This window comes from Oceaniferula flava, from assembly GCF_016811075.1.
Lineage (GTDB): Bacteria > Verrucomicrobiota > Verrucomicrobiia > Verrucomicrobiales > Akkermansiaceae > Oceaniferula > Oceaniferula flava.
Genome location: NZ_JAFBGL010000004.1, coordinates 207352 through 221245 on the forward strand (window position 1 = coordinate 207352; position 13894 = coordinate 221245).

General features: G+C 57.0%; 12 protein-coding genes. 3 read left to right on the top strand and 9 right to left on the bottom strand.

Going from position 1 to position 13894, the window contains the following annotated elements:
- From JO972_RS07955 to JO972_RS07965, 3 genes are all read left to right on the top strand, one after another.
- Window positions 1-1185 (top strand): M24 family metallopeptidase, encoded by a 1185-nt coding sequence (locus JO972_RS07955; RefSeq protein WP_309489498.1) that lies wholly within the window; start codon window positions 1-3, stop codon window positions 1183-1185.
- Between the two features lie 12 nt (window positions 1186-1197).
- Window positions 1198-3504 carry a glycosyl hydrolase family 95 catalytic domain-containing protein gene (locus JO972_RS07960; RefSeq protein ID WP_309489499.1) on the top strand — a complete coding sequence of 769 codons (2307 nt, stop codon included), beginning with the start codon at window positions 1198-1200 and terminating at the stop codon, window positions 3502-3504.
- A gap of 180 nt (window positions 3505-3684) precedes the next feature.
- Window positions 3685-4515: a PEP-CTERM sorting domain-containing protein gene (locus JO972_RS07965; protein WP_309489500.1), complete on the top strand. Its 831-nt coding sequence runs from the start codon at window positions 3685-3687 to the stop codon at window positions 4513-4515.
- A 168-nt stretch (window positions 4516-4683) separates the two neighbouring features.
- Here the strand turns inward: JO972_RS07965 and JO972_RS07970 are convergent, their stop codons facing one another.
- The 9 genes from JO972_RS07970 to JO972_RS08010 all read right to left on the bottom strand — a co-directional run bounded on the left by JO972_RS07970 (window position 4684) and on the right by JO972_RS08010 (window position 13864).
- Entirely contained in the window at window positions 4684-5778 is a 1095-nt protein-coding gene (locus tag JO972_RS07970; protein ID WP_309489501.1) for a substrate-binding domain-containing protein, read from the bottom strand.
- A gap of 259 nt (window positions 5779-6037) precedes the next feature.
- On the bottom strand, window positions 6038-6769 hold the full coding sequence (locus JO972_RS07975) for a PEP-CTERM sorting domain-containing protein (protein ID WP_309489502.1): 732 nt from the start codon (window positions 6767-6769) through the stop codon (window positions 6038-6040).
- Between the two features lie 225 nt (window positions 6770-6994).
- The gene (locus JO972_RS07980) at window positions 6995-8509 is read right to left on the bottom strand and encodes a sulfatase family protein (protein WP_309489503.1); all 1515 of its coding nucleotides are present in this window, start codon (window positions 8507-8509) and stop codon (window positions 6995-6997) included.
- 32 nt (window positions 8510-8541) lie between these two features.
- A complete protein-coding gene (locus tag JO972_RS07985; protein ID WP_309489504.1) occupies window positions 8542-10071 on the bottom strand; it encodes a sialate O-acetylesterase in 1530 nt (509 codons plus the stop codon).
- A 14-nt stretch (window positions 10072-10085) separates the two neighbouring features.
- A complete protein-coding gene (locus JO972_RS07990) occupies window positions 10086-11921 on the bottom strand; it encodes a glycoside hydrolase family 36 protein (RefSeq protein WP_309489505.1) in 1836 nt (611 codons plus the stop codon).
- A 209-nt stretch (window positions 11922-12130) separates the two neighbouring features.
- Window positions 12131-12337 carry a hypothetical protein gene (locus JO972_RS07995; protein WP_309489506.1) on the bottom strand — a complete coding sequence of 69 codons (207 nt, stop codon included), beginning with the start codon at window positions 12335-12337 and terminating at the stop codon, window positions 12131-12133.
- Between the two features lie 6 nt (window positions 12338-12343).
- Window positions 12344-13096 (bottom strand): carbohydrate-binding family 9-like protein, encoded by a 753-nt coding sequence (locus JO972_RS08000; RefSeq protein WP_309489507.1) that lies wholly within the window; start codon window positions 13094-13096, stop codon window positions 12344-12346.
- A gap of 14 nt (window positions 13097-13110) precedes the next feature.
- The gene (locus tag JO972_RS08005) at window positions 13111-13614 is read right to left on the bottom strand and encodes a ferritin (protein ID WP_309489508.1); all 504 of its coding nucleotides are present in this window, start codon (window positions 13612-13614) and stop codon (window positions 13111-13113) included.
- Between the two features lie 49 nt (window positions 13615-13663).
- Entirely contained in the window at window positions 13664-13864 is a 201-nt protein-coding gene (locus tag JO972_RS08010; RefSeq protein ID WP_309489509.1) for a hypothetical protein, read from the bottom strand.
- Window positions 13865-13894: the final 30 nt, after the last annotated feature.

Here is a 13894-nt window from a genome sequence, read left to right on the forward strand (position 1 = left end):
ATGTCAGCCATTCAAGCCAACAGCCAGAAAACCTCCCGCCGCAAGCCGAAGTCATCCATTCTGTTTCACGCAGATGCCAATGACCCGGACATGCTCTACTTCAGCCGCTTCAACGCCTTCGATCCTTACATCGCCCTGACGCTGGGGAGAAAAAAAGTAGGCATCTCCCACGCCATGGAATACGGCCGCATGGAGAAGGAGTCTGACTTCGATGAAATCCTGCTACTCTCCGAGGTGCAGGCCGGAGCGCGCAAACGCTTCAATCTGGAACAAGGCCAAGCGGCAAACACCAGCCAAATGGTCGCCCATCTGGCCAAGGAGTATGGCATCGATGAGTTCAAAGTGGGAGACCGATTCCCCACCGGCCTCGCCTTCGCCCTGCGCGATGCCGGCATTCAGGTTTCGCCATGCAAACCAGGCACGCTTTTCCCAGAGCGCATCATCAAGAACAATGATGAGATCAAGCTGATGAAAAAAGCCAACGAGGCGGCCTGCGCCGGCTTCCAAATCGTTGCTAAGACCCTCGCCGAATCCAAGGTGAAGAAAGGGCAACTGATCCACAGCGGTCGCGTGCTCACCGCCGAACGCATCCGCGAGCTCATCGGGCAGGCGACGCTTGGCAAGGGCGCTGTTGCTCTGCACACCATCGCCTCCCCGGGCGACCAAGCGGTCGATAACCACTGCGCCGGCTACGGCCCGATCCGTGAAGGCGAGCTGATTGTGGTGGATATTTTCCCACGTCGTCAGGAAGACGGCTACTGGGGCGACATGACCCGCACCTTCCTCAAGGGCAAAGCCAGCGATGCCCAACGTCGCCTGGTCCGCACCGTCAAGAAGGCGCACCAGATGTCGCTGGACATGATCAAACCTGGCGCCACCGGCAGCAAGGTGCACCGCGATGTGCAGGCCTTTTTTGTCAAAGAAGGTTACGAGACCACCACCGACACTTCCCAGCCGGAAGGATTCTTCCACGCGCTCGGCCACGGTGTGGGGCTGGAAATCCACGAGAGCCCGATCATTGCCCCGCGTGGCAAATGGCGCTTCAAGAAAGGCATGGTCGTCACCACAGAACCCGGCCTGTATTACTACGGCCTCGGCGGCTGCCGCATCGAAGATTCCCTGCAAGTCACCGCAGACGGTAACCAAAAATTAGCCAAAGCTCCCTACAAGTGGGAGATCGCCTAGAACCACTTCCCTATGATCAAAAACGCGCTTCTCCTCTCACTCGCCCTCGCCTCCAGCAGCCTGCTGACTACCACGTCCCTGCAGGCAGAAACACCCGACCGTGTCCCGGACATCGACGCCGTGAACTGGGGCGAGATGCTCGCTCGGCACGATCTGATTTGGAACCAACTACCCAAGCGCTGGGATGAAGCGCCCTTCCTCGGCAATGGCGAGCAGGGCACGATGATGTATCAGCTGAACCCGCGCACCCTGCGCTGGGACGTCGGCTGCTCGGCGGCCCACGATCATCGTCCGATGGCGAAGGATGATCTCACCGAGAAAAATGTCACCGTGCTGAATCGTGGCCGGCATTTCATCGGTCACCTCGAAATTCGCCTGCCTGCCAACCTCAGCGGCGGCAGCAGCCGACTCGATCTCTGGAATGCGGAAGCGACCGGCACCCTCGAAGCCAAGGCCGGAAAAGTCGAGTGGCACACCATCGCCCACGCCAATGAGCCGGTGATGCGCTTTGAGCTCAAAGGCAGCGGCAGCCTTAAGGACACTAAATTTTCCTACGTCCCCCACGCCGCCACCAACCCACGCGCGCAGCGGGCCAAGATCCCACGAACACCCGCCAACCCAGTCGCCGTGGTCAGCGAGCTGCCGGACGGGGTGCACACCTCGGTGCACAACCTGCACGCCGGCGGTCAAACGGCCGTGGCCTGGAAACAAATCCAAAGCGGCGGCAGCACCCGCCTCTGGCTCAGCGTGAAACACAGTTTCCCCGGCAAGGAAGCCAGCAGCATGGCGGTGGCCGCCGTGCGCAAGGCCGCCAAGGCGGATCAAGCCGAATGGTTAGCCGCCCACCGCACGTGGTGGCACGACTTCTACCCGGCGAGCTTTGTTTCCACCGGCGACCCCTACTGGGACTCGTTCTACTGGGTGCAGCAGTATAAAATCGCCAGCGCCACCCGCGACAAGGGATGGATCATGGACAACCAAGGCCCGTGGCTGCAACCGACCGCTTGGAATGCCCTCTGGTGGAACTTAAACGTGCAGGTGGCACACAGCAATGGCACCACCGCCAACCGCCGTGAGATGGTCAGCGCCCTCAGCCACCGCCTCGACATCCTCCGCGACAACCTCGCTCTGAACGTTGCCCCGAAATACCGTGCGGACTCGTATTCCATCGGTCGCAACACCTCGAACTGGGACCTGCTCGGCTACTCCGGCGAACCTGGAAAAGGTCGACCCAAGTTCGACGCCTCCATCGGCCGCGAGTGCGGCAACCTGATCTGGGCGATGCACAATGTGGACATGGAATACCGCTACTGGCAGGACAAGGAGCTGCGCGACAAGGTGCTCTACCCGATTTTGCTCAAGGCAGTGAACTACTACCGCCATTTCCTAACAGAGGGAGCGGACGGACTGCTGCATTTACCCAAAACTTACAGCCCGGAATACCGCATTGCCGAGGACTGCTCCTACGATATCGATCTACTCCGCTGGGGCAACAACCGCCTACTCGAGCTCGCCGCCGAACAGGGGCTGACCGAGAAAGACGAGCCGCTGATCAAGGAGTGGAAAACCATCCAAGCCAAGCTCACCCCCACGCATGTGAACGAAACCGGTTTCATGATTGGTAAAAACGTCGCCCTCACCGGCGGCCACCGTCACTGGTCGCACCTGCTCTCGATTTACCCGCTCCGCACCATCACTCCGGAGAACGATAAAGACCGCGAGCTCATCCTGCGCAGCCTGAACCACTGGCACAGCTTTAAAAAAGGTGGCGCCGGCTACTCCGTGACCGGCGGCTCCTGCATGGCCTCCCTGCTCGGCGATGGCGATCGGGCCCTGGAGTTCCTCAATCGACTCAAACGATTCCTCCGCGCTAACACCTTCTACTCGGAAATCGGCCTACCGGTGATCGAGACCCCGATCCACGGCGCCACCGCGATGCAGGAAATGCTGCTGCAGAGCTGGGGCGAGCGACTGCGCATCTTCCCTGCCGTTCCCAAGCAATGGCCCGATGTGCAGTTCCATCAGCTACGGGGCGAAGGCGCTTACTTGGTCAGCGCTCGGCGTGAAAACGATCGCACCAGCTGGGCTCTGATCCAATCGGAAGCCGGCGGCACGGTCGAAGTCGATGCCCAGATTGCCAATGCCCAGTGGACCAGCTCCAAGGGCGTGAAAGTCACCAAATCGGGAAACGGCATCTATCAGATCACCACCGAGCCAAGAAATTGGGTGCTGTTCTGGCCCAAGGGAACCGCTCAGCCGAAGGTCAAAGTCACCGCCATCCCCCTGCGCGGCAAGCCGCACCGCTTTGGCCAACCGTAAAAAAGTGTTTCAGTAAACGTTACAGAATGTATCCTTCCACGCTGGGTCAACTTTTACCCTTCATGACTCAAAATAGACCATCGCCTCCCCCCATCTGAATCGCTTACGTTGAACCTGTTGTAATTAGTTATGGTGTCACACATAACAAGTGCAGGCACTTGACCAACCAAAAAAAAGCACATGAAGAATAGAACAATTAACACACTCGGCACACTCAGTGCCCTAGTATTGAGCGCTGGCCTGGCCAACGCCACCATCGTCTATCAAGACACCTTCGACGCAGCTGACGGCATCGGCACCAACACCGGCATTGGTGGTGGCCTAGTTAGCGGAACCAACATCGACGACGCAGATCCGTTTGATGATGTAACTGGCAATGCTGTCGCACAGACCAACAGTGGCAACCGACTTACGTGGGCGCATACTGCGAATCAGTTTGTTCTCAACTCGGGGTTCACACTCACAGTAACCTTCACCACAGCCGAACAAGCTGACACGTTCCCGTCGTTCACCTCCTCATTCGGCCTCGTCGATGAAGTCACCGTCACCACGCCTGCCGCTGACGGAGTAGGAGCATCCGGCAACCTGAATGCCTATTTATACACGGACCAAGCTTCTTTGAATACCGTGGGCTTTTCGCTGGCTAACCGCCCCGATCACGCCAACCCCGAAGCCCCAGGTCTCTACACTGACTTCGGAACACTCTCCTTGGCTTCCTCTGATCTTAACAGCGCCATTGTTTACGGCACCGAACAAACCTTCACCCTCACCGTCAACGCTGACGGCAGTGCTGCGTTTGATCTTGATGGAACCTCCGGCACACTTGCCGCCGGCGCTCTTTCCAGCCTGTTCACAGATTCTGCAGATGGCGCCTACCACTTTGTTGCCTACTCACAAGGCAACCCAGGACTCACTCTGAACTCCGTCACCATCGACGCCGTTCCAGAACCATCGTCCGCAGCTCTGCTCGGACTGGGTGGCATCGCTCTGCTGCTTCGTCGCCGCAAGTAAGCCGCCAAACAAATTTCGGTGCCGCGTAGCCGGCCTCTTCACGGCGGGCCTCGCGGCACCATTTACCATACCACACTACGATCTTCACACTACGATCCACAAAAAAGGAGTAGCCTTCATCTGAGGCTACTCCTTTTTTACGCAATGAAATCGTCTTTTGTGGACGGACTACTTGAATTTGACGGTCGCGCGGGGCACCGGCCCGATCGTGCCCCCGAGGACAAACTCCGCCGGGTCGGTATCGCATTTGATTTCTACATTCCCCCGCTTCACCCCCATGGACCAGCGACCGATGCGTTTGATGATCGGCTCATTCTGCCAGCGCACGTGGGCTACCGGCGGAGAGAACCAGTAGAAGGCTGGGTCATCATCAGTGGCCATTAGTGACACCTGTTCGGGCACCAAAATCCCGTGTTTGGCAAGAAACTGCTGGGTGCCCACCCACATCGGCACCTCGTCCATGATCAGAGCAGTAGGAGGAGTGACCCGGAACAGCTCACTCAGCAGACGGTGAAAGCCTTCCGGCGTCTCTTCCCAGTCGGGGATGTTGTAGCTACTGGTTTCGATTCCATTCGATTCCAGCTCAGCCAAGAACATCCGCTCGAAGGAGCCGAGCTGTGGCACCCTGCGTTCGACGCGAGTCAGGAATACGATGCGGCGGTGACCGTATTCGATCAATTTGCGCACCCCCTCGAGAATGGCGACACTCTTACTCGGTCCCACTCTGGAAATTGGCAACCCTCCAGCCCGTCCAAAGATCGCCAGGCATGGCAGAGATTGATCTGCAAACCACTCCAGAACCTCGCGTGAGCCTGCCACTACCAAGCAGGCATTCACTGGATTCTTAGCCAGCATCCCTTTGACCCGACTGACATCGTGCTTCAACTGCCGCAGGTCTTCTTTGAAGATAAAGGACTCGAAACCCAAACTTTCCAAATGGTGCTGCACCTCGATGATCAACTGCTGGAACTGGGCAATCTGCTCCGAGAGAGGCTCCGGCATTAGGATGCCAATGCGGATGGTCTTCTTCTGCGGTGCCTTGCGGTTGACCGAGTAGCGGCTGTAGCCATTCTCTGAAAGCTCCACCAGGCCCTCGTCCTCCAATATGCGCAATGCTGCGCGCATTGTCAGTTTGGAGACCCCTGCCTCTTCAGCTAATTTCACGACACCGGGGAGCCGACCACTCAAGGTCCCTTTCTCCAGTGAATCACGTAGCAAATCCGCGCTTTGCTCAATAATCGAACGACGTTTTAATGGCTTCATCTTGGTAATGGTGAGTTGTAGTATCTATGGGTTAATCAATCACCCAGCATAATACAGGCCAAATTCTTACCTAGCCAATTTTTAATCCCTATTTTGTGCCGATTCTTGAATTTGGGTTCCCCAGCAAAGAGAACTGGGCACTCACGATAAATACCTCTGTATAAGTGCACTAAAACAGTCGATTTAATGCATCTAAACTAAAAAAAGGGAACTTGCAGTGCAAGTTCCCTTCTAAATGAATGGATCACCTGTGCGTGAATTACTTACGGCGGCGAAGCATCAGAGCCAAGCCACCCAGGCCAAGCAGAGCGGCGGATGAAGGCTCAGGAACAGCGGTTCCTTGGACATAGAAGGTCAGACCTCGCGTGCCGTTAACTTCGTTTGCTGTGTCAGTAAGTCGAATTTGACCACCACCAGAGGATCGTTCATCGAGCTGGAGATAATCGTCATCATTGGCATCCCCCTTCGAATAGATCAGGAAAAAGCCGAACTCACTGTTTTCATCCACGATCAAGGAGGAATCGAGCGAGAACTGCAGGTATGAATTGGCGCCATAGCTGCCGTTCAAGGCAAAGGTTTCCTCGAACAGAGGTGTCACCGTTGTGCCGTCATAAATGTCAGCCGCGGTCTCTGTGGTGTCCCCATTGCCCGCCGTCCAGTCGGCCACAGAGCCTTGATAGACAAACAGAGTGACCTCACCACCGACGAAGGTTTGGGTAGTGTCCTTGGAGACCGTGATCGAATCGATGGCAAATTGGCCGCCAGTCGCATTGTCGCCCGTGGTGAACACCATGCCGCGGGCATGGTTGGCGTTCGCCTCAATATCAAAGGCTCTGGTAAAGCTGTTTCGAGATTCCTCAGAGGCGATTATATTCCCTGTAGGAGCGTTATTCCCGAGGTTGACCAGCGTAGAGGCCGCATCAGCAAACCCTGTCGTAAGGGTCAGCGAACCGGCCACCAAAGCCATGTTTTTCCATGTATTTTTGTGCATAGCAATGAATGACTCTCATCATCATCATTAACCGTCAAAGAAGTTAGCTCCAGCTGCAAGGGTCAATATTTCACCCTATCGGGAAAGATTCCCCCCTCCATGACTTACGTGACGCTCATTCCTCGCTGATGCAACCACTGACCTCAACAAAAATTCCCCCTAAGAGCATGAGCCCTTGGGGGAAGTGATTGGTTGTCAGCGGTCGGGGTGACCGCGGGCTGGAATTTATTGATTTTTCCAGTCGGGTGCCTCTTCCTGAATGTTGGTCCAGAGGGCGATCATTTTCTTTTTCAGTCGCTCGAAATCCTCAGGGCGATGCTTGCTGAGCTCGTTCGCCTGGGAACGGTCGACGCTGAGATCGTAGAGGGCGAAGCGGTTCAGTTTGGTGGATTTGACCCACTCGGAGTTACCTTGCTCGCCGCGCTTCGGCTCGAACCAGCCGATCATGCTGTAGTTGCCGTCACGCATGGCCATGCTGGGCAGGTAGCGATAGTCGTAGCCCACCGGGAACATCCAGCAAGCGGGGATCTCACGCTCCACGGCGGTCCCTTTGAGAGCTGGCATGATGTTGGTGCCATCGATGGTGCGATCGCTGGGGACCTCGACACCGGCGAGGTGGCAAACGGTCGGTAACCAATCGGTGCCATTGACCAGTTGAGTGGAAACCGAGCCGGCTTCGACTTTACCCGGGAGGCGAACGATGCCGGGCACGCGGTGACCGCCTTCGTAAACGTAGCGTTTCATCCCGCGCCAGTGGCCAGGTGTGCCGAAGCTGCGGTCGCGGCTGTTATCTTCCCACTGGTTGGCGGACTCCTGCACGGTGACGGGTGTTTCCGGGCCGTTATCGCTGGTGAAGACAACCATGGTGTTCTCGTCTTTACCGAGTTTTTCCACGGCCTTCATCATGGTGCCGAGGGAGTCGTCAAGTTGGGTGACGGTGCCGTAGTAATACTTCTTATTTTCAACAATCGACTTGTTGAGCGGGCGGTGCACCTCGCCGTAGGCCACTTCAGTTTCCAGTTTATTCACCAGATCGTTGTCGTACATCTTTGAATACTTCTCCGGTGGATGAACCGGGGTGTGGGGCTCGTGATAGGAGACCACCAGGAAGAATGGCTTGCTGGGATCCGGGCGCTTGGCCATCCAGTCGCTGGCCTCCTTGACGATGGCATCGCAGTACCACTGGGACACCTCACCGACGGGCTCGCCGTTGCGGATGAACTTGGCCGGGCTTTCCGGACCATCAAAGGCATTCACCTCGGTGGCGAACCAATGGTCGAAACCGTGATCACCTGGATCCGGCTGGTTTTTGAACTTACCGAGGTGCCATTTCCCCACGAAACAGGTATCGTATCCGTCGTCCTTGAGGAGCTTGGCGAGGGTGACTTCCTTGCTGCTCAGGTGACTGCGCTCAGGGCCGGCGATGGTGTAGAATCCCACGCGGTAGGGTGTCCGACCGGTCAGAAGGGAGGAACGTGATGGCGAGCAGACGGTGCCGCCGGAGTGACAATCGGTCAGCCGCACGCCCTCGGACGCCAAGGCATCGATGTTCGGCGTTTTGATGATCGGGTGGCCGTAGCAACCGAGATCGCCGTAGCCGAGGTCATCGGCGAGGAAGATGATGATGTTGGGCTTTTCCGCGCTAAGCAGGGCGGGCGCCAGACAAACCAGCATCGCCGCCGACTTGAGCCAGCGGCCGAGTTTTGGAAAATGCATTCCGAATGTTTGATGTGCTTTCATAATGATCAGTGTGAATGAGTGGAAAATCGTGACTACTTCGAGTTGGCGTGGATGTCCCAGTCGTCCGTGCGGAACGACGAGGCGGGCAGGCCCTCTTTGTTGGCCAGGTTGGTGAAGTCGGCATTGCCCCATCCGAAGCGCACGGCGGCAGGCTTCTTAACCTCCGGGCTGCTGACGATGACTTTGTTGCCCTTGATCACCGCCTTGGCTGGGACAAATTCCTTATTCTTACCCGCGATGGTGAAGTGGCTGAGATCGGCGCCATCTTTGGCGACCAGGCCGCTACCGATGTCATCAAACTCCAGCACCATGGTGGAGCCTCGCACGCTGGCGGAGCGGTAGCTTGGGCCGGAGTCGACCACGCCTTTTTTGCCGTAATCACGCGCCAAGGCCAGGAGCGCCAGGCGCTCGCCGACAGGCTTTTTATCTTTCGGGTGGATATTGGTCACATTTCCCACATCCATGGTGACCACCATGCCCGTGTTCGGAACCGAGAGTGCCTTCAACTGTGCCTCACGAAGGAGGGCAGCCGGATAGGGTTCGTGTTTATACTGATAAGGTGCGATCTGGACGAAGTAGAAAGGGAAATCTCCCTGACCCCACTGCTTTCTCCAATCGTTGATCATCAGAGGGAACAGCTTGGCGTATTCGTAGGGACGTTTGACATTGGACTCACCCTGATACCAGATCACTCCGCGGAAGGCGAAGGGGATCAGCGGCTTGATCATGCTGTTGTAGAGCACGGATGGGGCCGACTGATTGAGGCCTTTGGGTTTCTTGCCACTGCGGCGGTGCAGCACACCGAGTTTTCTTTTCCATTCCGGATACTTGGCCGTCTGCTGCTTGTAGCCCTTGAGTTCCTCGGCCAGGAGGTCCGAGCGGATCCAACCCTCGATGGCAGAGCCACCCCAGTTGGTGGAGACCAGACCGATCGGGACATCGAGCTCCTGATGCAGGCGGGAGCCGAAGAAATAAGCCACCGCGCTGAAGCTCAGCACGGAGTTCGGATTACAGACCGTCCAGCGTGCTCTGACATCGTCCTGCTCTTCGAGGGCGATGATTTGCGGCACATCGCAGAAGCGGATGTTAGGATACTTGGCCTTCTCGACGTCCTCTTTGAAATAGTCGGGTCCGAAGCCACGCATTTTCCACTGCATGTTCGACTGCCCGCTGCAGATCCAGACTTCACCGGAGAGCACATTCTTGAGCTTTACCGAATCGTCGCCGCTGGTGACCTCGATCGATAGTCCGGTGGAGGCCTTAGGAGTCTGCAGCTTCGCGCTCCACTTGCCGTCGCGATCGGCCACCGCTTTAATGGCAGATCTACTCCATGATGGCTGGATTTCCACCTTCGCTCCAGGTTTGGCGCTGCCCCAGATGGGGGCTTCGGTGTTGCGCTGGAGCACCATGTTGCTGGCGAACATGCCGGCGAGCTTCAGTCCGGCGGCAGGACGGGTTTGACCATTGGCCGGGGTCTTCTCAAGTGTCTTGGCAGCCTCGGCGGGCAGACTGAACAGCAGCAGAGCCATGCCCGCTGCGAGGGAAAAAGTAGGACGTTTCATGAATGGGATCGTGGTTAGTGGTTCGCGGTCTGGGTGATTTTAAGCAATCCGGATGCCGGCACTTTCCAGACCGAGGCACCGGCTTTCAGGGTGGTGGATTCCTTGGAAATCACCTGCCCCTGGACATCGAGGATTTCCACGGTGGCGGCACCGTAGTCCTTGGCAAAACGAAGCACGACGTCACCGCCGGCCTTGGCATTCACCACGTCGACTTGTGCCGGAACCTCGCCGTCGAGAGGGACAAATAAATCGTGATACACGGTGGCAATCAGCTTGTCCTTGCTGCGACCGATGATCAGCGGGTAGTTCTGCGCCGGCCCACGTGGTTCGAAGCGACCGTCGAGGAAGACGCTGCGGTTTTTCATCCAGTAATCCATCCAGAATGCGATCATCTGGCGGTGCGCTGCGGAGACATCACCGAGTCGCACCGAGATCTGCGGCACGCTGAACAGGATATTCTGAATTTGCAGGGCGGCACTTTCCACCGGCTCGTCCGGATGCCACATGATCATGTCACTGTGCACCGCCGTTCGATCCGCCACCAGACGCACATCGACGATGTGCTTGCGGTTGATCGGGCCGGAGTTCGGGCAATCGACGGCACGCAGCATATTGCCATACTTGCGCATCAGCGGACCATTGTATGGCTGGCGGAATTCCAGCAAGATCTCCGGGTTGATTTTCTTCAGTCGCGCGATGAGTTCGGTCATCATCTGATCCACGGCGACATCCACCGATGCAAGGTCCCGGCCATTGGAGGCGGTGAGGTCCTTGGCGGGGATGGCGGAGAACATCGAGATGAAATCGAGTTTCAAGCCATCCAGCCCCCAGTCACGCACGGCGGCCTCGTAGGTCTCGATCAAAAACTCGCGCACCTCCGGGTAGCGGGGGTCGAGCACGTGGGCGCCGAAGCCTTTGACGTAGCGCAGGGTCTTGCCCTTGAACTTTTTCAGTGCCTCGGATTTGTCGCCAACCATCGGCACGGAATACCACAGCAGGAATTTCTGATCGAGTGCGTGCACCTGATCGACAAAACCTTTCATGTCCGGAATGCGCTCCGGTTTCCAATCGCCGGTGAAGGCATAGCCCCGGTTGCTATCGAGCGTCTGCCAACCATCGTCGACGATGATCCCGGCCAGCCCCATCTCACCGCCGATCTTGCACTCTTCCAGCAGCTCTTTCGGGTCGAGGTGCTGGTGGTAGCTGTACCATGTCGAGTAAAGCGGCAGGCGTGCAGCCTCCGGCGTATGGGTCGGCTGATAGCCCTCTTGCGCGGCCCACCAACGGGTCACTTCCAGCAAGGATTGGTAATACGGCAGCTGGCGGGTATCAAAGCGCAGGGTGATTTCGTAGCTCTTCAGCGCCGGCTGTTTTTCCTTAAACAGGGACACCGCCAAGTAGAGTTTCGAATCCTCCTCGCGGACAAAGCCGGTGAGCAAACTCGGACGCAGAGCATCGGAAAGGGCGACGGTCATCCGGTTGCGGTCGCCAGAGTCGAAGTAGCTGTAGAGCGGCATCGCCTTCGAGCCGCGTGCGCCCACTTTCAAGCCCATGTGGCTGTTCTTTGGTTTGCTCGGGTCGGGAGTCCAGATGCCGACCATATCGACGGCCGGCACCGACCAGCTCACCGTCAGTGGTGGCGGCGTTGCGGCTTCAGGAGCTGTCAGGCTGAGGGTGGCGAGCAGCAAGTTCGGCTCGGGTGTGGCGTAGCTCCAGCTGGCTTTGAAATTCCCCAAATCTCCTTCGAGTTTGAGGTCAGCTCCTTGAATGGAGATCGGCTCGGCCGCTTGGGCGAAGCATGGAGAAAGCATCACGGCCGAAGCCACCAGAGGAAATAATCGAGGTATCATAGAAAATGCTCCAGATTCTGGAGTGTGCATGGGACTACGTGGAACGACGGTCGCACATTACGTTTGACCCTCATTTCAACAAGGAATTCCACCCCATTGCACAGGTCATTCATTGACCTAAGAAACGAGAGAAAGTCGCTATTCTCTAGGGATTGAGCCGTCGCAGACCGAGCCATCTCCTAGCTCAGCCGCCAGCGAGCCAGCGTCCCTCAATCGCGGGCAAGAAAGATCGCCAGCGTCAGCACTGTGCCGATGCCCCAGAGCCATGCCGTGCCGGAGGTGAAATACGGGTAAAACATCAGGCCGAAACCCAGAGCCTTCGGCTGCCAGAGATCCTTCCATTTTCCATACGCCACATAAATCATCCCCAGACTTCCGAAAATCACCCAGGCGACGATGGTAGCAGGATCAAACATCGTCTCTTAGCGTTCAAATACCACCTCGCCCCAGTGCGCGGGGATGTGCATGTTCACCACTCCCTGCGGGCTCCAGACCCAGTTGTCCTCAGGGTGCTGCTGGTCCTCGGGGTTGAGACCATCACAGAGATCGGTGCCGTGCGGCGGGATGCGGACGTAGGCGCCATCGACCACTTCATGCTGCCACTGGACGCGGGAGAAGTTCACCTTCCACATGTCGCCTATGGTCGGCGGCGTCGATCGACCAGGGTTATACTGCGCCAGTTCTTTCCATGGAAAAGCGATCTCCACCGACCAGCCATCGTCCGTGTCCGAGGGGTCGTTCAGCGTGCCACGCACGCCCACTTTCCGAATCAACCCGGGCAAATTGCAGCCTAACACCGGCTTACCTCCCTCACTGTAGGGCACCGGAAGGCTTAGCTCCCAGATGGTGCCGAGAGCATTCATTTCGAATTCGTAGTAATTGTTAGAATCACCGTCGGGATCGATGAACACTTCGAAATCGTTGTCGTTAAACATGATCTCGTTCTGCTCGGTGATAGTGCCCCAGACGTGGGGTTCTTCCATCTCGGCGGCGATGTAGAAATAGTCATCGTCCCAGGCCATCTTCGCGCGGGTGCGAAAGCGGGGTTTTAGGGAGGGGTCACCGGTGATGTCTTGAAAATCATTGGTCCAGGGCACATCGGCCCAGCCGGGATCAGAGATGAAACCATCCAGAACCAAGGGGCGTGCGACACGCGGACAGTGGTATTTTTCCACAGCAGTGATGATGGTTATGCTTCTGCCTCAGCCTTGCGAGAGCCTAACTTATCGTTGAGATAAAGCAGGCCTGCGCTGTCGTCACCAATGCGATCTAACAAAGCGATGATATCCTCGATGCTCTTTTCCTCCTCCACTTGTTCGTCGAGGAACCACTGCAGGTGGCTCTTGGTGGCGTGGTCGTTGAGCTTCAGCGCCAGCTCGTAAAGCTTATTGATCGAGCGGGTGTTCTCGATCTCGGTATCCAGCGCTTTTTTGAAGACTTGCAGCGGATTGCTGTAGCCGGTTTCCGGTGAAGGAATGGTGTTCAGCACCACCTTGCCACCGCGGTCCTGAAGGTATTGCAGCAGCCTCATGGCGTGGACTTTTTCCTCGTCCGACTGCATCATCATCCAGTTGGCAAATCCATCGAGGTTCTCGACGTCGAAGTATGTCGACATTCCGAGGTAGTTGTAGGAAGCGGTCAACTCCTGGTTGATCTGCTCGTTGATCGCGGCTTCGAGTTCTTCGTGAATCATGGACGTCACCGTAGCCGACGATCTATCGGGAGGCAAGGAAGAGCTGGAATTAAGCCACCACACGGAGACGTTCAATCTTGGGTAAGCGCGTGGCCAAGGGCACCGCCTTGCACAGGGCCTTCTTCGTATTCGCCACGCGTGCGCACTTCTTACAAGCAAACTTCGGCTCCTCAGTGATCGCCGTCAATAGGTCGATGCGCTTGGCAATGTCCTTTTCCTTCCACTTGCACAATGATTTCACTTTGGCCATGTGACGCTAATGAGACTCAATCTCAACTTG